Annotated in this window: 16 protein-coding genes and 1 tRNA gene; 14 read left to right on the top strand and 3 right to left on the bottom strand. The window is 42.6% G+C overall.

The features are described 5' to 3' along the window. Nucleotides 1-8: 8 nt before the first annotated feature. Genes cysN through cysG form a run of 3 tightly spaced genes read right to left on the bottom strand, consistent with a single transcriptional unit; the run spans nt 9 to nt 3809 of the window. The gene (cysN, locus tag I6F49_RS17975) at nt 9-1433 is read right to left on the bottom strand and encodes a sulfate adenylyltransferase subunit CysN (protein ID WP_007580108.1); all 1425 of its coding nucleotides are present in this window, start codon (nt 1431-1433) and stop codon (nt 9-11) included. Beyond that, nucleotides 1433-2332, bottom strand: a complete 900-nt coding sequence (cysD, locus tag I6F49_RS17970; RefSeq protein WP_008133447.1) for a sulfate adenylyltransferase subunit CysD — start codon at nt 2330-2332, stop codon at nt 1433-1435. Before cysD ends, cysN begins: the two co-directional genes overlap by 1 nt. A 49-nt stretch (nt 2333-2381) precedes the next feature. Then, the gene (gene cysG / locus I6F49_RS17965; protein WP_101164434.1) at nt 2382-3809 is read right to left on the bottom strand and encodes a siroheme synthase CysG; all 1428 of its coding nucleotides are present in this window, start codon (nt 3807-3809) and stop codon (nt 2382-2384) included. Nucleotides 3810-4095: 286 nt separating this feature from the next. On the opposite strand from cysG, the gene deoC reads away from it, so the two are divergent. From deoC to I6F49_RS17895, 14 genes are all read left to right on the top strand, one after another. Then, nucleotides 4096-4839 (top strand): deoxyribose-phosphate aldolase, encoded by a 744-nt coding sequence (gene deoC / locus I6F49_RS17960; protein WP_197181515.1) that lies wholly within the window; start codon nt 4096-4098, stop codon nt 4837-4839. 148 nt (nt 4840-4987) lie between these two features. Next, nucleotides 4988-5064, top strand: a tRNA-Trp gene (locus tag I6F49_RS17955). 132 nt (nt 5065-5196) lie between these two features. Continuing rightward, a complete protein-coding gene (gene secE, locus I6F49_RS17950) occupies nt 5197-5574 on the top strand; it encodes a preprotein translocase subunit SecE (protein ID WP_002958877.1) in 378 nt (125 codons plus the stop codon). Between the two features lie 4 nt (nt 5575-5578). Further along, the gene (gene nusG / locus I6F49_RS17945; RefSeq protein ID WP_166420077.1) at nt 5579-6142 is read left to right on the top strand and encodes a transcription termination/antitermination protein NusG; all 564 of its coding nucleotides are present in this window, start codon (nt 5579-5581) and stop codon (nt 6140-6142) included. A 214-nt stretch (nt 6143-6356) separates the two neighbouring features. Beyond that, nucleotides 6357-6785, top strand: a complete 429-nt coding sequence (rplK, locus tag I6F49_RS17940; protein WP_002958879.1) for a 50S ribosomal protein L11 — start codon at nt 6357-6359, stop codon at nt 6783-6785. Nucleotides 6786-6788: 3 nt separating this feature from the next. Next, nucleotides 6789-7493 (top strand): 50S ribosomal protein L1, encoded by a 705-nt coding sequence (rplA, locus tag I6F49_RS17935; RefSeq protein WP_165728276.1) that lies wholly within the window; start codon nt 6789-6791, stop codon nt 7491-7493. A gap of 322 nt (nt 7494-7815) precedes the next feature. Next, nucleotides 7816-8310 (top strand): 50S ribosomal protein L10, encoded by a 495-nt coding sequence (rplJ, locus tag I6F49_RS17930; protein ID WP_002958881.1) that lies wholly within the window; start codon nt 7816-7818, stop codon nt 8308-8310. A gap of 74 nt (nt 8311-8384) precedes the next feature. Continuing rightward, nucleotides 8385-8747 carry a 50S ribosomal protein L7/L12 gene (gene rplL / locus I6F49_RS17925; protein WP_002958882.1) on the top strand — a complete coding sequence of 121 codons (363 nt, stop codon included), beginning with the start codon at nt 8385-8387 and terminating at the stop codon, nt 8745-8747. A gap of 271 nt (nt 8748-9018) precedes the next feature. Further along, nucleotides 9019-13044, top strand: a complete 4026-nt coding sequence (rpoB, locus tag I6F49_RS17920; protein ID WP_165740515.1) for a DNA-directed RNA polymerase subunit beta — start codon at nt 9019-9021, stop codon at nt 13042-13044. Between the two features lie 104 nt (nt 13045-13148). Then, entirely contained in the window at nt 13149-17324 is a 4176-nt protein-coding gene (gene rpoC / locus I6F49_RS17915) for a DNA-directed RNA polymerase subunit beta' (protein ID WP_197181514.1), read from the top strand. Between the two features lie 194 nt (nt 17325-17518). Further along, nucleotides 17519-17893, top strand: a complete 375-nt coding sequence (rpsL, locus tag I6F49_RS17910) for a 30S ribosomal protein S12 (protein ID WP_008165517.1) — start codon at nt 17519-17521, stop codon at nt 17891-17893. Nucleotides 17894-17990: 97 nt separating this feature from the next. Continuing rightward, nucleotides 17991-18461: a 30S ribosomal protein S7 gene (gene rpsG, locus I6F49_RS17905; protein ID WP_010392135.1), complete on the top strand. Its 471-nt coding sequence runs from the start codon at nt 17991-17993 to the stop codon at nt 18459-18461. Nucleotides 18462-18488: 27 nt separating this feature from the next. Beyond that, entirely contained in the window at nt 18489-20603 is a 2115-nt protein-coding gene (gene fusA, locus I6F49_RS17900) for an elongation factor G (RefSeq protein WP_024600089.1), read from the top strand. Between the two features lie 62 nt (nt 20604-20665). Then, a partial coding sequence (locus I6F49_RS17895) for a GTP-binding protein (protein WP_231609672.1) occupies nt 20666-20822 on the top strand: 157 nt, incomplete at its 3' end.

Raw genomic sequence — 20822 nt, 5'->3', positions numbered from 1 at the left:
AAGTTAACTTATAACTTAGAAATATCAAGCGCTTGCCAATGCGGAAAGTGCTTGCGTACTAAGCTGTTAAATTCAACTTCAAATTCGCTAAAGTTACTTTGCTGTGCTTGGCTTTGCAGTACTTGTTCAATCATGCCCGCAGCAACCGTTAGGTTTGATAAGCGATCGATTAGTATAAACGAGCCTGTTTCGTGATTGCTGTGGTACTCGTCTGCCAAAATAGTTTCGGTTAGTTCAAGTGTTACAATCGCAATTTCGTTTAACTGCAGTGAGTCGCTAGTGCCGTGCTCAAGCGTGTTCACATCAATTGTGTAATCAATTTTTGTAACAATAGCTGAAGTGTTTTTGCTGCCTAGCTTTAGGTTATAGCTTTTACCTAATACTAATGGCGACTCATGCATCCACACAATTTTAGCTTGCAGCTGGTTAGTAACAACGGCCGTTGAATTTGCAGGTACTATTACGTCGCCTCGGCTAATATCAATTTCGTTATTTAGGGTAACGGTAATTGCTTGGCCTGCTTCAGCACTATCTAAATTGCCATCAAAGGTAACAATTTCTTTAATACTTGATGTTTTACCCGACGGTAATACTTTTATTGCATCGCCTACGTGTATCTTGCCCGACGTAAGTGTGCCCTGAAAACCACGGAAGTTTAAGTTAGGACGCACTACATATTGCACCGGTAGGCGCGCTTCAAAGCCTGTATCTGTTTCGGCTGCTGGCGAATCTTCTAGTAATTCTAGTAGCGGCTTGTCGGTGTAATACGGTGTATGAGCAGAGCGAGTTACTACGTTGTCGCCTTTAAGCGCCGACATAGGCACAAACTTAATGTTTGATACGTTAAGTTGCTCAGCAAATTTAAGGTAATCGGCCTTAATTTTTTCATACACGGTTTCGTCAAAATCAACGATATCCATTTTATTAACGGCAACAACAAACTGCTTAATGCCAAGCGAGTCACAAATAAAGCTGTGGCGCTTGGTTTGTACTTGCACGCCGTAACGCGCATCAACCAAAATAATGGCGACATCACTTGTTGATGCACCTGTTACCATGTTGCGCGTGTATTGCTCGTGCCCAGGCGTGTCGGCAATAATAAATTTACGCTTAGCCGTTGAAAAGTAACGGTACGCTACGTCAATGGTAATACCTTGCTCACGCTCAGCTTGTAGGCCATCAACTAATAATGCAAGGTCAAGATCTTCACCTGCATTACCTACTTTTTCGTTATCTTTATGAAGAGCAGCTAGCTGATCTTCATAAATTTGGTGGCTGTCGTGCAGCAGGCGGCCAATCAATGTTGATTTACCGTCATCTACGCTGCCACACGTAAGCATACGCAATAAGCTTTTGTCTTGTTGGCGTGCTAGGTAGGCGTCTATGCCTATTTCTTTTACTTCGTTAAATGTATCGTTATTTTGGCTAGACATTAAAAATACCCCTCACGTTTTTTCTTCTCCATTGAGCCTGCTGAATCATGGTCAATAACACGACCTTCACGTTCAGATGACGTAGATAGCAGCATTTCCTCGATGATTTCGGTTAAAGTACTTGCTGTTGACTCAACTGCACCGGTAAGTGGGTAGCAGCCTAATGTACGAAAACGTACAGATTTCATTTGCGGTACTTCACCCTCGTTAAGTGGCATACGCTCATCGTCAACCATAATTAGGGTGCCATCGCGATCAACAACAGGGCGCTCTTTTGCTAGGTAAAGCGGCACCATGTCGATGTTTTCTTGGTAAATGTATTGCCAAATATCAAGCTCAGTCCAGTTAGATAACGGGAAAACACGAATGCTTTCGCCCGGATTAACTTGGCTGTTATAAGTGTTCCAAAGCTCAGGACGTTGGTTTTTAGGGTCCCAACGGTGGTGTTTGTCGCGGAACGAATAAACACGCTCTTTTGCGCGTGATTTTTCTTCGTCGCGGCGTGCGCCACCAAATGCAGCATCAAAACCATATTTGTTAAGTGCCTGCTTTAAGCCTTGGGTTTTCATTATGTCGGTATGTTTACCCGAGCCATGCGTAAACGGGCCTACACCCATTTCAATGCCTTCTGGATTTTTGTGTACCAGTAGGTCAAAACCGTATTCTTTAGCTATACGGTCGCGAAACTCAATCATTTCACGAAACTTCCAATTGGTGTCTACGTGTAATAACGGAAACGGAATTTTTGCAGGGTAAAATGCTTTACGCGCTAAGTGCAAAAGTACCGACGAATCTTTACCAATAGAGTAAAGCATTACTGGGTTCTCAAACTCAGCGGCGACTTCGCGCATGATTTTGATACTTTCAGCTTCAAGTTGCTGAAGGTGAGTTAAAGCCATTGTTAGTCGTCCTACTAAAATGATTAAAAGTTACAAATTTAAAATTCGGTTATGTATTTGATACATCTGTTAGCGGCTGTGCAAAGCTGCTTGTTTGCTCGTTTTTCCCAAACCACGCTAGTTGCGAGTGCAGGGCGGCTACTTCACCAATAATGAGTAGCGCAGGCGATATAATGCTGTTGCGCTGGATTAAGTCGGCAAGTTCGCCTAGTTGGCCTGTTACTACACGCTGATTTTTGCGTGTACCGTTTTCGATAATGGCAACAGGTGTGTCGGCTTTACGGCCATGCTTTAAAAGCTCGCTTTGTATGTGCGGCGATTTAATTACGCCCATGTAAATAGCAAGCGTTTGATTTGCTTTTGCCAGCGATTGCCAATCAAGTTCTTGGCCGTCTTTTTTACAATGGCCAGTTACAAATTGAATGGCTTGTGCATGGTCACGATGCGTAAGCGGAATACCCGCATATGCGCTACAACCTGCAGCGGCTGTAATACCCGGTACAATTTGATAATTTACGTTGTTAGCAGCCAGTACTTGTACTTCTTCGCCACCACGACCATAAATAAACGGGTCACCACCTTTAATGCGGCACACTTTTTTGCCTTGTTTAGCAAGGTCGACCAGCATTTGGTTGGTGTCGTCTTGAACAACACTATGATCGCCTAAACGTTTGCCTACACAAATAAGGTCAGCATCGCGGCGCACTAATTCCATAATTTCGTCAGACACTAAAAAGTCGTATACAACCACATCGGCTTGTTGCATAAGTTGCAGTGCTTTAAGTGTTAAAAGCTCTGGATCGCCTGGGCCTGCACCTACTACATATACTTCGCCTTCAGGTTCTGCTTTTGCATCTAGCATTTGCTCTAATTGCTGCTGTGCGGCTTGAGTGTCACCGGTTTGCACTTTACTCACGACGGATGAGTCGAACACGCCTTCCCAAAATTGGCGGCGGTCTGAAAAATGTTTAAAGCGTTTTTTTACTTTGTCTCTAAAGCCACCTACAAGTGTTGCAAGTGGGCCAATATGATGCGGAATAAGGGTTTCGAGCTTTTCGCGTAAGCGACGCGCAAGTACGGGCGCTGTGCCTGCACTTGATATAGCAATCGTAATTGGGTCGCGGTCAACAATGGATGGGAATATAAACGTACATTTAGGTTGGTCATCAACTACGTTTACAAATACATTGCGGGCATTGGCAAGTTCAAATACGTTGTTGTTTACTTCATCGCGGTCGGTTGCTGCAATAACAAGCATTTTTCCATCGAGATGCGACTCATCAAAATAAGCATCAATAAGCGTTACTTCATTATTATGTGCATGCTCTTTTAGTTCGTCGCAAAACCAAGGCGCTACTAAAGTAACGCTCGCTCTCGCTTTTAAAAACGCGCGACATTTGCGTAATGCGACCTCTCCACCGCCAACAACCAATACTGGTTTGTTGTCGAGTTTGGTAAAGATAGGTAAATACTGCACGTTAATAAGACCCCTAAACAAATTCAAATATAAGAAAACGCTTTATTCTGATAAGCAGAATATAGCGGCTATCAATAAGTAAAAAATAATTAAAACCAAGTTGATATAACCAAAAGTTATAATAGGTGGGCTTTTTAGGCCTAAGAGTTAGTTAACAAGGGATTGCGCCGAGTTACAAGTAAAATAAACAGCTTATAGTGTTTGGTTATGAGCTATAGCGAGTTTGGTTTAATTTGTTAATATGGAAGCATATTCTATTTTGTATTCAATAAGCAACGGAGCTCTAATGACACAACACCAAAAAGATGCCGCATTAGCAGTCGCACTGATGGACTTAACAAGCTTAAATACCAGCGATACCAACAAAAGCATTCAAGCGCTTGTTGATAGTATAAACCCGACGCTAGGCACGCCTGCTGCCGTATGTGTTTATAGTGACTTTGTTGATGATGCTAAAATAGCACTCGCAGCACGTGAGCTTAACCACGTAAAAGTTGCAACGGTCACTAACTTTCCAACGGGTGATGCGCCACTGGTTGATGTAATTAACGAAACACTTATTGCAATAGAGCGCGGCGCTGACGAAATTGATTTGGTTATTCCTTACAAAAAACTCATAGCGGGCGATGTTCAAACAGTACTTAGCTATGTAAGCGAAAGTAAAAAAGCATGTGGGTCGCACGCTCAATTAAAAGTAATAATAGAAAGTGGAGAGCTAAAAACTGAAGCACTCATAACTCAGGCCACGGAGCTTGCAATTAAAGGCGGTGCTGATTTTGTAAAAACCAGTACAGGTAAGGTCGCTGTAAATGCCACACTTGAATCAACAAAAATTATGCTAACAGCCATTAAAAATTTGAATAAACGTGTTGGCTTTAAAGCTGCCGGTGGTGTTAAAACTGTTGCCGATGCCAGTGATTATTTAGCGCTAGCACGCACGATAATGGGTGACGGCTACTTGCATGCAAATACATTTAGATTTGGGGCTTCAAGCTTGTTGAATGATGTTTATAAAAACTTAGAAAAATAATCAATATTCTAGGATTGTATGTTTATATAAGCGATTAAATTATTAGCAGTTTAAACAATAATGTAATTAATTAATTAGATTTTCCAATGTGGGTATCTTTTAGGCTTGTGTAAATGCTTTGCGTAAGTATAATAGGCATCCACTTTGCAGGGGCGTAGTTCCAATTGGTAGAACAGCGGTCTCCAAAACCGATGGTTGGGAGTTCGAATCTCTCCGCCCCTGCCAGTTTTACTTGTTAGTTGAGTAGTCTGAGATTAAAAACCGGTTTAAATTAAGTCTGTTTTTAAGTTTAGATTTTAATGGATTAACCCTGCCGTAGTGTAGGGTTGTTGTGTCTGTAGTTAAGGTAATAATATTATGAGCACGAATGTAGAAACACCATCAAGTGCGATGGAGTCAGTAAAGTGGTTAGTAGCAATCGCGCTACTTGCAGGCGCAGTTGTTGGTAATCATATGTATGCAGATCAATCTGTATTACTACGTGCTATCGGCGTTGTTGTTGCAATAGCGGCCGGATTAGCAATTGCCTCGCAAACATTTAAGGGACGTAACTTTCTTGCTTTCGCTAAAGAAGCTCGGATTGAAGTACGCAAAGTTATTTGGCCAACGCGCCAAGAAACTACCCACACGACATTAATTGTAATGGTTGCAACAGTGATTATGGCACTTATCCTTTGGGGATTAGATGGCATTTTATTCCGCGCTGTAGGCTTTTTAACTGGATTGGAGATCTGATCCCATGTCGGATGAGAACGAGAACAAAGAAATTAAGTTACGTTGGTATGTAGTACAAGCCTTTTCTGGTTACGAAAAGCGTGTAGCTCAAACGTTAACTGAACACATTAAAATCGAAGGTCTTGAATCGAGCTTTGGTGAAATATTAGTACCAACTGAAGAAGTTGTTGAGATGCGCGCTGGTCAAAAGCGTAAGTCTGAGCGTAAATTCTTCCCAGGTTATGTATTAGTACAAATGGATATGAATGACGCAAGCTGGCACTTAGTGAACAGCACTGAACGCGTAATGGGCTTTATTGGCGGAACGTCTGATCGTCCTGCTCCTATCAGTCCTAAAGAAGCCGAGCGTATTCTTAACCGCCTACAAGAAAATGCTGAAGCACCTAAACCTGCTACATTATTTGAACCAGGTGAAGTTGTACGCGTTACTGATGGACCATTTGCAGATTTCAGTGGTGTAGTTGAAGAAGTTGACTACGAAAAAAGCCGCGTAAAAGTATCTGTACTTATTTTTGGTCGTTCTACGCCAGTTGAGCTTGAATTCGGTCAAGTTGAGCAAGATAGGTAATTGATTAAAAAAGCTTCGCTGATTTTTATTTAAATTTTAGTATGAAGCTTGAAAAAGGCCGCTGATTAACTTATAATCAGCGGCCTTTTTGTATTAAGGTAAAAATTTATTTTTACTGTGCAAAAAGTACGAAACCAATTTTTAAACTGGGAAGCCGTTAGAGTACGCGTCCTCGCGCGCACAAGGCTGAGACCCACCAAATGAGGTATTTATAATGGCTAAAAAAGTTGAAGCTCTAATCAAGCTACAAGTTGCCGCTGGTATGGCTAATCCTAGTCCTCCAGTAGGTCCTGCACTAGGTCAACACGGTGTAAACATCATGGAATTCTGTAAAGCGTTTAACGCACGTACAGAGTCTATCGAAAAAGGCGCTCCAGTTCCTGTAGTGATCTCTGTTTACGGTGACCGTTCATTTACGTTCGACATGAAAACGCCACCTGCTGCTTACTTACTTAAGAAAGCTGCTGGTATCAAGTCAGGCTCAGGCCGTCCTAACACTGATAAAGTAGGCACAGTAACTCGTGCTCAACTTGAAGAAATTGTTGAGACAAAACGAACTGACCTTACAGCTGCCGATATGGACGCAGCGGTTCGCACTATCGCAGGTTCTGCGCGTGCGATGGGCTTGAACGTAGAGGACTAAGAAATGGCTAAATTAACTAAACGTATGCGTACTATCCGCGAAAAAGTGGAAGTAACAAAAGATTACGAAATCAATGAAGCAGTTGCTCTTTTAAAAGAGTTAGCGACAGCTAAATTCGTAGAAAGTGTTGACGTTGCCGTTAACCTTGGTATCGATGCTCGTAAATCTGATCAAAACGTTCGTGGTGCTACTGTACTACCTAACGGTACTGGTCGTGACGTTCGTGTTGCTGTATTCACACAAGGCGCTAATGCAGAAGCTGCAAAAGAAGCCGGTGCTGAATTAGTAGGCATGGAAGATCTTGCTGAACTAGTTAAAAAAGGCGAGATGAACTTTGACGTTGTTGTTGCATCACCAGACGCTATGCGTGTTGTTGGTCAACTAGGTCAAATCTTAGGCCCACGTGGTCTAATGCCAAACCCTAAAACTGGTACTGTAACGCCTAACGTTGCAGAAGCAGTTAAAAATGCTAAAGCAGGTCAAGTACGTTACCGTAATGACAAAAATGGCATCATCCATACTACTATTGGTAAGGTTGATTTCACTGCAGAGCAATTACAACAAAACCTTGAGTCTCTAATTGTTGCGCTTAAGAAGGCTAAACCTTCTCAAGCTAAAGGTGTTTACTTGAAGAAAGTAACTATCTCTACAACAATGGGCGCAGGTGTTTCTGTTGACCAAGGCACTTTAAGCACAACTGTAGCTTAATTAGTGTTTACATGGCATGAAATTTGTACTATAATTTCGCGCCATTTTGTTGATTAATTTATTAATTGGCAAAGTAAAGAATTCGGGTTGAAGTCCATAATTTCGTTAAGCCTTCGGGGTTAACGATAAATTGGGCTTCCGTCCAAGACCGTAGGTGGCTTCGGCCTTAATATTCACCTACGTAGACGGTGTAGACCCCAGATAGATTTTTCCTAATCCTTCTGGCTCTCGCCGTAAAAAGCATCTCTACCTTGTTTGGTAGGGAAGAGTAGAACAGGGGAATCCGATAATCGGTATCCCCATTAAACCAGGAGTAACACCCATGGCTTTAAATCTTCAAGGCAAAAAAGCAATAGTTGCTGAAGTCAACGAAGCAGCCAATGGTGCTCTATCTGCAGTTGTTGCAGATTCTCGTGGTGTAACAGTTGGCGCAATCACTGCCCTTCGTAAAGAAGCTCGTGCAAATGGTGTTTGGATGAAAGTTGTCCGTAACACTTTAGCAAAACGTGCTCTTGAAGGAACAGATTTTGAGTGTCTTTCTGATTCATTTGTTGGTCCAAGCTTAATCGCTTTCTCATCAGAGCACCCAGGTGCTGCTGCGCGTATCTTTTCAGATTTCGCGAAAAAGAATGAGAAATTCGAGCTTAAAACGGCCGCTTTTGAAGGAAATGTTGTTGATGCAGCAATGCTTGCTACATTACCTACATACGATGAAGCTGTTGCACGCTTAATGAGTGCTATGAAAGAAGCGTCTGCTGGCAAATTGTGTAAAACAATTGAAGCAGTACGTGTACAGAAAGAAGAGCAAGCTGCTTAATTTTAAGCTGTTTAATCACTTTCGGTGTAAAATTTATTTGGACGTAATGTCCGTTAATTATTAGGAAATTTGTAATGTCTGTATCTAAAGACCAAATCCTTGACGCAATTGCTGAAATGTCAGTAATGGACGTTGTTGCTCTTATCGAAGCAATGGAAGAAAAATTCGGCGTAACTGCTGCAGCTGCAATGGTAGCTGGTCCAGCTGCTGAAGCTGCTGAAGAGAAAACAGAATTTGACGTAATCCTTACTGGCGCTGGCGCTAACAAGGTTTCTGCAATCAAAGCTGTTCGTAGCGCAACTGGCCTTGGCCTTAAAGAAGCGAAAGCTCTTGTTGAAGCTGCTCCTACACCTGTTAAAGAAGGTGTATCTAAAGAAGAAGCTGAAGCACTTGCAAAAGATCTTACTGAAGCTGGTGCTGAAGTTGAGGTTAAGTAATTTAGCTTTTGCTAAGTTCGCTGCCTGAGAAATCAGGCAAGGGCTGGTGATTATTTAATCACCGGCCTTTTTGCGCTATAGAGTGATGCACTCTTTTAGTTCAAATAAAATCTGATTTTATCTTTACTTTCAACGCTTTATAGTTTGCTAGTGTTAAAGTGGGATCTAATTAGAACAACAGTTAAATGTTGTAAAATCTTGGCATAGCTGCCAGTTAAGTCTGTTCTTACAAGAACAGGTCGGGTCAAAGATCAGCAAGCTGAGGAACCCCATGGCTTACTCTTATTCTGAAAAGAAACGTATCCGTAAGGATTTTGGTAAACGTCCACAAGTTTTGGATATACCTTTTTTACTGTCTACACAGTTAGAATCGTTTAAAAAATTCTTAGTGCCGGACGCTGATGGCGATCATGGTTTGGAAGCTGCCTTCCGTTCTGTGTTCCCTATTAAAAGCTACTCGGGAAATTCTGAGCTTCAATACGTAAGTTACCGTATTGGTGAGCCAGTTTTCGATGTAAAAGAATGTCAAATTCGCGGTGTGACTTATTCTGCTCCACTTCGCGTGAAACTGCGTCTTGTTGTTATGGACAAAGAAGCACCAGGCACAGTTAAAGACATTAAAGAGCAAGAAGTTTACATGGGCGAAATTCCGCTCATGACAGATACCGGTACTTTTGTAATCAATGGTACAGAGCGTGTTATCGTTTCTCAGCTACACCGTAGCCCTGGTGTATTCTTTGATAACGACCGCGGTAAAACCCATTCATCGGGTAAAGTATTATATAACGCACGCGTTATACCTTACCGTGGTTCATGGTTAGACTTCGAATTTGATGCAAAAGATAACTTATATGTACGTATTGACCGCCGTCGTAAATTACCGGCGTCTATCATCCTACGTGCACTAGATTATTCTAGCGAACAAATCCTAGATATGTTCTTCGATAACACTACGTTTGAAGTAACGAATGGTAAAGTTCTTATGGAACTTGTACCTTCGCGTTTACGTGGTGAAACTGCCGCTTTTGATATCAAGAGCGAAGACGGTGAAGTATTTGTTGAAAGCGGTCGTCGTGTTACGGCTCGCCACATCAAGAGCATCGAGAAGAAAGGCATTAAGCAATTAGAAGTACCACATGAGTACATCATTGGCCGTATTGTAGCTAAAAACTATGTTGATGAGTCAACTGGTGAAGTTATTGCAAATGCAAATGACGAGCTAACTCTAGAGCTAATGGCTGAATTGGTTAAAGCCGGTTACACTAAAATTGATACGTTATATATCAATGAAGTGGACAGCGGTGCTTACATGTCAAATACTTTGAACATTGACTCTGCAAGCAGCCGTTTAGAAGCACTAGTAGAAATTTACCGCATGATGCGCCCAGGCGAGCCACCGACGAAAGACGCGGCTGAAGCCTTATTCCAGAACTTGTTCTTCTCTGAAGAACGTTATGACTTATCTACTGTAGGTCGTATGAAGTTCAATAGCCGTGTTGGTTACGATACAGACACAGGCCCTGGTACATTAAGCAAAGAAGACATCGTGTCTGTTATGAAAGTATTAATTGCTATTCGTAACGGTCAAGGCGATGTTGATGATATCGATCACTTAGGCAACCGTCGTATACGTAGTGTTGGCGAAATGGCTGAGAACCAATTCCGTGTTGGTCTAGTACGTGTTGAACGTGCTGTACGTGAGCGTTTAAGCTTAGGTGACCTTGACGCGATAATGCCACAAGATCTTATTAACGCTAAGCCTATTTCGGCAGCAGTTAAAGAGTTCTTCGGCTCGTCTCAGTTATCACAGTTTATGGACCAAAATAACCCACTATCAGAAGTTACGCATAAACGTCGTATCTCTGCATTAGGTCCGGGCGGTCTAACTCGTGAACGCGCAGGCTTTGAAGTACGTGACGTTCACGTAACTCACTATGGTCGCGTATGTCCAATCGAGACTCCTGAGGGTCCAAACATCGGTCTAATTAACTCATTGTCTACGTACGCACGTACGAATGACTACGGTTTCTTAGAAACACCTTACCGCAAAGTGGTAGACGGTGTTGTAACTGATGAAGTTGATTATTTATCAGCCATTGAAGAAGGTCAGTTTGTTATCGCACAGGCGAATTCAAACTTAACTGAAACCAATGAGTTTGTTGATGAACTTATCCCATGTCGTCACAAAGGTGAATCTACCTTTATGGGTCGCATGGACCAGCAGTATATGGATGTATCACCACAACAGGTGATCTCTGTAGCGGCAGCACTTATCCCGTTCCTAGAACACGATGATGCTAACCGTGCATTGATGGGTTCAAACATGCAACGTCAAGCAGTACCAACATTGAAAGCGGATAAGCCGTTAGTAGGTACTGGTATTGAGTTAACACTAGCGAAAGATTCTGGTGTAACTATCGTTGCTAAACGTGGTGGTGAAGTAATGTATGCTGACGCAAGTCGCATCGTTGTAAATGTACATGAAGAAGAACGCATCCCTGGTGAAGCGGGCATCGACATCTACAACTTAACCAAATACACACGTTCTAACCAAAATACATGTATTAACCAAAAACCAACTTGTATGGTTGGCGAACCGGTTACTCGTGGTGACGTGTTAGCAGATGGTCCTTCGACTGACTTAGGTGACTTAGCCCTTGGTCAAAACCTTCGCGTGGCATTCATGCCATGGAACGGTTACAACTTCGAAGATTCAATCTTGTTATCAGAGCGCGTAGTTGAAGAAGATCGTCTAACGACTATCCATATTCAAGAGCTACAGTGTGTTGCCCGTGATACTAAATTAGGTCCAGAAGAGATCACAGCAGATATCCCGAACGTGGGCGAATCTGCACTAGGCAAGCTTGATGAATCAGGCGTTGTATATATTGGTGCTGAAGTTAAAGGCGGCGATATCCTAGTAGGTAAAGTGACTCCTAAAGGCGAAACACAGCTTACACCTGAAGAGAAGCTACTGCGTGCTATCTTCGGCGAAAAAGCGTCTGACGTTAAAGACAGCTCTTTACGTGTACCAAATTCTGTAACTGGTACTGTAATTGACGTGCAAGTTTTCACCCGTGATGGTGTTGAAAAAGATAAACGCGCGTTAGAAGTTGAAGACATGCAGCTTCGCGAAGCGAAGAAAGACTTCAACGAAGAGTTCCGTATTTTAGAAGCAGGCGTTTTAGACCGTGCACGTAAGCTACTTATAGCTGCTGGTTTTGATGAAGATAAACTTGCATCTCTAAATGCTGAAAAAGTACTTACGCAAAGCCTTGCTGAAGAAGACAAGCAAGCTGAGCTTGAGCAACTAGCTGCACAATACGATGAGCTTAAAGCTGAATACGATAAGAAGTTTGAAAACAAACGTCGTAAAATTACCCAAGGTGATGACTTAGCACCAGGCGTACTTAAGATTGTTAAAGTATACCTAGCTGTTAAACGTCGTATCCAACCGGGTGATAAAATGGCGGGTCGTCATGGTAACAAAGGTGTTATCTCGACTATCGTACCAGTAGAAGATATGCCTTACGATGACAAAGGTCGTACGGTAGATATCGTATTGAATCCGCTAGGTGTACCATCGCGTATGAACATCGGTCAGATCCTTGAAACACATATGGGTCTTGCTGCACGTGGTATCGGTGAACGTATTGAAGAGATGATGAAAGAACAACGTGAGCTTCATGAGCTACGTGACTTCATCAAGCAAGCATACGAAATTGGCGAATCTCGCCAAGTTGTAGATATTGCTAGCTTCACTGATGACGAAATTCGTCGTCTAGCTGAAAACTTAAAAGGTGGTTTACCAATAGCTACTCCTGCATTTGATGGCGCGAAAGAAAGCGAAATCAAAGACATGCTTGAGCTTGCGGGCTATCCTCGTAGTGGTCAGGTTACACTTTATGATGGCCGTACTGGCGATCAGTTTGAACGTCAAGTAACTGTTGGTTACATGTACATGCTTAAATTGAATCACTTAGTTGATGATAAAATGCATGCACGTTCTACTGGTTCTTACAGCCTTGTTACTCAGCAGCCGCTGGGTGGTAAAGCACAGTTCGGTGGCCAGCGTTTTGGTGAGATGGAAGTATGGGCACTTGAAGCTTACGGTGCTGCTTACACTCTACAAGAAATGCTAACAGTGAAATCGGATGACGTGAACGGTCGTACTAAGATGTATAAAAACATCGTTGATGGTAACCATAAAATGGAACCAGGTATGCCAGAATCGTTCAACGTATTGTTGAAAGAAATCCGCTCACTGGGTATCAACATCGAGTTGGAAGAAAATTAAGCCAATTAGATGCTGCAGTTAACGCTGCAGCATCTGTTACGGCTGAATAGAATGTAGGGACGAAATTATCCGTCCTCAAGATTAACTCCGACAGGAGAGCTAAGGTGAAAGACTTACTTAAGTTTCTGAAGCAACAAAATAAGACCGAAGAATTCGATGCAATTCGCATTGGTCTTGCTTCACCAGACATGGTTCGTTCATGGTCATTCGGTGAAGTAAAGAAACCTGAGACTATTAACTACCGTACTTTCAAGCCTGAGCGCGATGGCTTATTCTGTGCCCGTATTTTCGGCCCAGTGAAAGATTATGAGTGTTTATGTGGTAAATATAAACGCCTTAAACACCGTGGTGTGATCTGTGAAAAGTGTGGCGTTGAAGTAACACTCACTAAAGTGCGACGCGATCGTATGGGTCATATCGACCTTGCGAGCCCAGTTGCACATATATGGTTTTTAAAATCATTACCGTCACGTATTGGCTTAATGCTAGATATGACGCTTCGTGATATTGAACGTGTTCTTTACTTCGAATCATTCGTAGTAACTGAGCCTGGTATGACAACGCTTGAGCGTGGTCAGCTATTAGGTGAAGAAGAATACTTAGATTCACTAGAAGAGCATGGTGATGAGTTTGAAGCTAAGATGGGTGCTGAAGCAGTTTTAGACTTGCTTCGTGAACTCGATCTTGCTCAATTAATTGCTGAGATGCGTGAAGAGTTACCAACAATTAACTCTGAAACTAAGCGTAAAAAAATCACTAAACGTCTTAAGTTAATGGAATCGTTCCACCAATCAGGTAATAACCCTGAGTGGATGATCATGACAGTACTTCCAGTATTGCCGCCTGATCTACGCCCATTAGTACCACTAGACGGTGGTCGTTTTGCGACATCTGATCTAAATGACCTTTACCGTCGTGTTATTAACCGTAATAACCGTCTTAAGCGTCTACTAGATTTAGCAGCACCAGACATTATTGTACGCAACGAAAAACGTATGTTACAAGAAGCGGTAGATGCGCTACTTGATAACGGTCGTCGTGGTCGTGCAATTACAGGTTCTAACAAACGTCCTCTTAAATCTCTTGCTGATATGATCAAGGGTAAGCAAGGTCGTTTCCGTCAGAATCTACTTGGTAAGCGTGTAGATTATTCAGGCCGTTCTGTAATCACAGTTGGTCCTACACTTAAGCTTCACCAATGTGGTCTTCCTAAGAAGATGGCACTAGAGCTATTCAAACCATTCATCTATGGCAAACTAGAACGTCGCGGCATGGCTACGACAATCAAAGCTGCTAAGAAGATGGTTGAACGTGAAGTTCCGGAAGTATGGGATGTACTTGACGAAGTAATTCGTGAACATCCAGTATTACTTAACCGTGCACCAACACTTCACCGTTTGGGTATCCAAGCGTTTGAGCCTGTGCTTATCGAAGGTAAAGCGATTCATTTGCATCCATTAGTATGTGCGGCGTACAACGCCGATTTCGATGGTGACCAAATGGCGGTACACGTACCGTTAACAATCGAAGCGCAGCTTGAAGCTCGTGCATTGATGATGTCAACAAACAACATTCTATCTCCTGCGAATGGTGAGCCAATCATCGTTCCTTCACAGGATGTTGTATTGGGTCTTTATTATATGACTCGTGACCGCATTAACGCTAAAGGCGAAGGCGCGATATTTAAAGATCCAAAAGAAGCAGAAAAAGCATACCGCAGTGGCAATGCAGACCTTCACGCAATCGTGAAAGTACGTATTAGTCAATCAGTTAAAAACGAAGACGGCGTAGTAGAAGACACTATCACTGTTATCGATACAACTGTTGGTCGTGCAATTCTGTCTCTAATTTTACCTAAAGGCATGCCGTTTGCGTCAATCAACCAGCCGCTAGGTAAAAAGCAGATTTCTGGCTTATTGAATGAGTGTTACCGTCGTCTAGGTCTTAAAGATACAGTTATCTTTGCTGACCAAGTTATGTACACCGGTTTCCATTATGCAATGAAGTCAGGTGTTTCTATCGGTATTGATGACTTAGTTATCCCACCGGTTAAAGCACAGATAATTGAATCAGCTGAAGCTGAAGTTACTGAAATCAACCAACAATTCCAATCAGGTCTTGTAACGGCTGGTGAAAAGTACAACAAAGTTATCGATATCTGGTCACGTGTAAACGAAAACTTATCACGTGAGATGATGTCTAACTTGTCGAAAGACACAGTTATCAATGCACAAGGTGAAGAAGTAGAGCAACCGTCATTTAACTCAGTGTTTATGATGGCCGACTCAGGCGCTCGTGGTAGTGCTGCACAGATTCGTCAGTTGGCGGGTATGCGTGGTCTAATGGCACGTCCAGATGGTTCAATCATCGAGACGCCAATCACAGCTAACTTCCGTGAAGGTCTAAACGTACTTCAGTACTTCATCTCAACGCATGGTGCGCGTAAAGGTCTTGCCGATACAGCACTTAAAACAGCTAACTCGGGTTACCTAACGCGTCGTCTAGTAGACGTTGCACAAGATTTGGTAATCAATGAAGATGACTGTGGCACAAAAGATGGCTTAACAATGAAACCGCTTATTGAAGGTGGTGATGTTGTAGAACCACTTCGTGAACGTGTTCTAGGTCGTGTTGTTGCTGAAGATATTGTAATTCCAGGTACTAATACAGTGCTTGTTGAACGTAATATCATGCTAGACGAAAAACTGTGTGATCTTTTAGAAGAGCATTCAGTAGATGAAGTTCGTGTACGTTCTGTTATCACTTGTGATAATGACTTTGGTGTTTGTGCTAACTGTTATGGTCGTGACCTAGCACGTGGTCATATCATCAACGCTGGTGAATCAGTGGGTGTTATCGCGGCACAGTCAATCGGTGAGCCGGGTACACAGTTAACAATGCGTACCTTCCACATCGGTGGTGCGGCATCTAGAGCGTCTGCAGAAAATAATGTACAAGTTAAAACTAACGGTACATTAAAACTTCATAACTCTAAGTACGTACTTAACACAGACGGTAAGATTGTTATTACTTCTCGTTCTACGGAAATTACTATCATTGATAGTTATGGTCGTGAGAAAGAGCGCTATAAAGTACCTTACGGTGCGGTATTAACAGTGCAAGACAATGCTGAAGTTCTAGGTAACGATATCGTTGCTACTTGGGACCCGCATAGTCACCCAATCGTTCTTGAGCATAAGTCAAAAGTATCGTTCAGCGATATCGATGATTCAAATACTGAAGCACAGACTGATGAACTAACTGGTTTAACCCGTGTAGTTGTTAAAGATCTTGCTAAAGTAAATACGAAAGAACCAAAGCTTATCATCGAAAGTGAAGAGCGCGGTCTGCAAGAAACACGTCTTCCTTCATTCACTACGATTGAAGTTATTGACGGCGTTACAGCAAACCCAGGTGACGTGTTAGCACGTATTCCACAAGAAGGTTCGAAAACTCGTGATATCACGGGTGGTCTACCACGCGTAGCCGACTTATTTGAAGCTCGTAAGCCAAAAGAACCAGCTATATTAGCTGAGATCACAGGTACTATTAGCTTCGGTAAAGAGACTAAAGGTAAGAAGCGTTTAGTTATTACTCCAGCTGAAGGTGATCATTACGAAGAAATGATTCCTAAGTGGCGTCAACTTAACGTGTTTGAAGGTGAGCAAGTGTCTAAAGGTGAAGTTATCGCCGATGGTCCTGAATCACCGCATGACATCTTACGCCTACGTGGTGTGACTCATGTTGCTAACTACATCGTTAACGAAGTGCAAGAGGTTTACCGTTTGCAAGGCGTTAAGATCAATGACAAGCACATTGAAACAATTATCCGTCAGATGATTCGTAAATGTACCATCATACACGGCGGTGATACTGACTTCTTAGCCGGTGAACAAATCGAAGTGGCGCGCGTTAATATCGCAAACCGTGACCTTGAAAAACAAGGTAAGATACCAGCTAAGTATGAAATCCAGTTAATGGGTATCACAAAAGCATCACTAGCAACAGAATCTTTCATCTCTGCAGCGTCTTTCCAAGAGACAACACGTGTTCTTACAGATGCGGCAGTGAATGGTAAGAGCGATGAGCTTCGCGGTCTTAAAGAAAACGTAATTGTGGGTCGTTTGATCCCAGCCGGTACCGGTTTTGCGTATCATCAAGAACGTATGGCTCGCCGTAAACAAAGCAAAGTAGTAGTAGAAGAGCAAACAGTAAGTGCAGAAGAGGCAACTCAAGCACTTACAGACGCTCTAAATGCTGATTTGTCTGGAAATCAATAAACTGTTCTTAATCAATAGATTAAGTAATCGTGAGACAGTTATATGCTGTCTTACGGTTAGTTTAGGTTGACAGGTTAAACTTTGCTCATTAAAATTCCGCCACCCATTTACTTGTGTGCTCAATGCAGGCTCGTAAATAAAGGGCGGATTTTTTATTTTTTTCAGTAGTAATTTTAATTTCAGGAGCTATTTAAATGGCAACTATTAACCAGCTAGTGCGTAAGCCACGCCGTAGCAAGGTTACGAAAAGTAACTCAGCTGCACTAAAAGCGTGTCCGCAAAAGCGCGGTGTATGTACTCGCGTATATACAACTACACCTAAGAAACCTAACTCGGCGTTACGTAAAGTAGCACGTGTACGTTTAACTAACGGTTTCGAAGTAACTTCATACATTGGCGGTGAAGGTCATAACCTTCAAGAGCATAGTGTAATCCTAATCCGTGGTGGTCGTGTTAAAGATTTACCAGGTGTGCGTTTTCACACTGTTCGTGGTGCACTTGACTGTGCAGGCGTTAGCGATCGTCGTCAAGCTCGTTCTAAATACGGTACAAAACGCCCTAAAGGCTAATTGTATTCCGTTAGTAAGGCCAAGCACTAAATATATATAATTATTGTTTTGGGTGATTGACTCGAAAGAGCAAACCTGAATAAACCGGAGATACAAAATGCCTAGAAGACGCGTAATCGGTCAACGTAAAATTCTTCCAGATCCTAAGTTCGGATCGGAACTTCTTGCTAAATTCGTTAACATCGTAATGTTAGACGGCAAGAAATCTACTGCTGAAAAAATTGTTTATGGTGCGCTAGACGTGGCTGCTGAGAAATCAGGCAAGTCGCACCTAGAAATCTTTGAAACTGCACTTGATAACATCCGCCCACAGGTAGAAGTTAAATCTCGCCGTGTTGGTGGTTCAACTTATCAAGTACCAGTTGAAGTACGTCCAGTTCGTCGTAACGCATTAGGTATGCGTTGGTTAGTAGACGCTGCACGTAAGCGTGGCGAAAAATCTATGGGCTTACGTTTAGCTCAAGAAATCGTTGACGCTGCTGACAACAAAGGCACTGCGGTTAAGAAACGTGAAGACGTTCACCGTATGGCTGAAGCGAATAAAGCATTCGCTCATTACCGTTGGTAATCTGTCTTTAACCTTTAAGAGGATCATATGGCACGTACAACTCCACTTGAGCGCTATCGTAATATAGGTATTGTTGCTCACGTAGATGCAGGCAAAACCACCACAACAGAACGTGTTCTGTTCTACACAGGTCTTTCTCATAAGATCGGTGAAGTACATGATGGCGCTGCAACTATGGATTGGATGGAGCAGGAACAAGAGCGTGGTATCACAATCACTTCTGCTGCAACAACGTGTTTTTGGAAAGGGATGGACGCTCAATTTGACGCCCATCGTATCAATATTATTGATACTCCAGGACACGTAGATTTCACTATCGAAGTAGAGCGTTCTTTACGCGTACTAGATGGTGCGGTAGTTGTTCTTTGTGCTTCATCTGGTGTACAGCCGCAAACTGAGACAGTTTGGCGTCAAGCGAACAAATACGAAGTTCCGAGAATGATCTTCGTAAATAAAATGGATCGCACGGGCGCTGACTTCTTAGCAGTGGTTAGCCAGGTGAAATCTCGTCTTGGAGCAACGCCTGTTCCAATTCAGTTGCCTGTAGGCGCTGAGGACGACTTTAAAGGTGTTATTGACCTTATTAAAATGAAAGTGATTAACTGGAACGAAGCGGACCAGGGTATGACTTTCTCTTATGAGGCAATACCGGCAGAACTTCTGGAATTAGCTGAAGAATGGCGCTCTCATTTAGTTGAAAGCGCTGCTGAAGCAACAGAAGAACTAATGGATAAATACTTAGAAGGTGAAGAGTTAAGTGAAGCAGAAATTAAAAATGCTTTACGCCAACGAACATTAGCTAATGAGATTGTTCCAGTTACTTGTGGTAGCGCATTTAAAAACAAAGGCGTTCAAGCTGTGCTTGATGGCGTTGTTGAATATATGCCGTCGCCAGAGCAAGTGAAACAAATCCAAGGTATCTTAGAAAATGGTACTGAGGAAGAACGTCCAGCTAATGATAAAGCGCCGTTTGCTGCACTCGCATTTAAGATTGCAACAGACCCGTTTGTTGGAACCTTGACCTTTTTCCGTGTTTACTCTGGTACTGTTAAACAGGGTGACACGGTATATAATCCAGTAAAAAGTAAGCGTGAGCGACTTGGCCGTATCGTACAGATGCATTCAAACTCTCGTGAAGAGATCAAAGAAGTTTTCGCAGGCGACATCGCGGCAGCTATTGGTCTTAAAGACGTAACAACAGGTGAAACGCTGTGTGATCCGAATTCTATTATTACGCTTGAGCGTATGGAATTCCCTGAACCAGTAATCTCTATTGCGGTTGAGCCTCGCACTATAGCTGACCAAGATAAGATGGGTATCGCGCTAGGTAAACTAGCTGCTGAAGACCCTTCTTTTCGCGTACAAACTGACGAAGAATCAGGCCAGGTTATAATCTCTGGCATGGGTGAGCTTCACCTAGATATCATCGTCGACCGTATGAAACGTGAATTCAGTGTTGAATGTAACGTTGGTAAGCCGCAGGTCTCATACCGAGAAGCTATTCGTTCAACTGTTAAGGTTGAAGGGAAGTTTATACGTCAGTCAGGTGGTCGTGGTCAATATGGTCACGTTTGGCTTAAACTTGAACCGATGGACATTACGGATGATGAGTCACCAATTTACGAGTTCGTTAACGAAACCGTAGGTGGTTCTGTTCCTAAAGAGTTCGTTCCTGCGGTAGACAAAGGTATCCAAGAGCAAATGTCTCAAGGTGTACTGGCAGGCTACCCATTACTTGGCGTTAAAGCGACTTTATATGATGGTTCATTCCATGATGTAGATTCGAATGAAATGGCATTTAAAATAGCAGGTTCATTGGCAATGAGAGATGGGGCGCGTAAAGCTGACCCTGTACTTTTAGAGCCAGTAATGAAGGTTGAAGTACTCACTCCTGATTCAAATATGGGTGATGTAGTTGGCGACTTAAATCGTCGCCGCGGCATAATCGAAGGCATGGAAGATGCATTAGGTGGACTTAAGCAAATTAATGCGCAAGTTCCTCTTTCTGAAATGTTTGGTTATGCGACTGCTTTACGATCTGCAACACAAGGCCGTGCCTCATACTCTATGGAGTTTGTGAAGTACGCTGAAGCCTCGAAAAATGTTGCAGATACAATAATTTCAGCTCGCGCTGTTATATAATTTTAGCTTGTCTGGCTCAATAGTGAGTCAGGCTTTAATTTCTTTATTAGGAATTTTTTAAGATGGCAAAAGAAAAGTTTGAACGCGTAAAACCGCATGTAAACGTTGGTACAATCGGCCACGTTGACCACGGTAAAACTACACTAACTGCAGCAATCACTAACGTACTTGCAAAAGTATACGGCGGTGTTGCTAAAGATTTCGCATCAATCGACAACG

Origin of the sequence: Pseudoalteromonas sp. SWN166, assembly GCF_015864485.1 — a bacterium.
Classification (GTDB): Bacteria; Pseudomonadota; Gammaproteobacteria; order Enterobacterales; family Alteromonadaceae; genus Pseudoalteromonas.
The sequence above is the reverse complement of the archived record's forward strand: the minus strand, read 5'-3'. Positions and strand labels throughout refer to the sequence as shown.

Excerpts from the sequence above, each read along its gene's own strand:
- cysN (WP_007580108.1), bottom strand. The coding sequence starts at position 1,433 with ATGTCTAGCCAAAATAACGATACATTTAACGAAGTAAAAGAAATAGGC.
- cysD (WP_008133447.1), bottom strand. The coding sequence starts at position 2,332 with ATGGCTTTAACTCACCTTCAGCAACTTGAAGCTGAAAGTATCAAAATC.
- deoC (WP_197181515.1), top strand. The coding sequence starts at position 4,096 with ATGACACAACACCAAAAAGATGCCGCATTAGCAGTCGCACTGATGGAC.
- secE (WP_002958877.1), top strand. The coding sequence starts at position 5,197 with ATGAGCACGAATGTAGAAACACCATCAAGTGCGATGGAGTCAGTAAAG.
- nusG (WP_166420077.1), top strand. The coding sequence starts at position 5,579 with ATGTCGGATGAGAACGAGAACAAAGAAATTAAGTTACGTTGGTATGTA.
- rplK (WP_002958879.1), top strand. The coding sequence starts at position 6,357 with ATGGCTAAAAAAGTTGAAGCTCTAATCAAGCTACAAGTTGCCGCTGGT.
- rplA (WP_165728276.1), top strand. The coding sequence starts at position 6,789 with ATGGCTAAATTAACTAAACGTATGCGTACTATCCGCGAAAAAGTGGAA.
- rplJ (WP_002958881.1), top strand. The coding sequence starts at position 7,816 with ATGGCTTTAAATCTTCAAGGCAAAAAAGCAATAGTTGCTGAAGTCAAC.
- rplL (WP_002958882.1), top strand. The coding sequence starts at position 8,385 with ATGTCTGTATCTAAAGACCAAATCCTTGACGCAATTGCTGAAATGTCA.
- rpoB (WP_165740515.1), top strand. The coding sequence starts at position 9,019 with ATGGCTTACTCTTATTCTGAAAAGAAACGTATCCGTAAGGATTTTGGT.
- rpsL (WP_008165517.1), top strand. The coding sequence starts at position 17,519 with ATGGCAACTATTAACCAGCTAGTGCGTAAGCCACGCCGTAGCAAGGTT.
- rpsG (WP_010392135.1), top strand. The coding sequence starts at position 17,991 with ATGCCTAGAAGACGCGTAATCGGTCAACGTAAAATTCTTCCAGATCCT.
- fusA (WP_024600089.1), top strand. The coding sequence starts at position 18,489 with ATGGCACGTACAACTCCACTTGAGCGCTATCGTAATATAGGTATTGTT.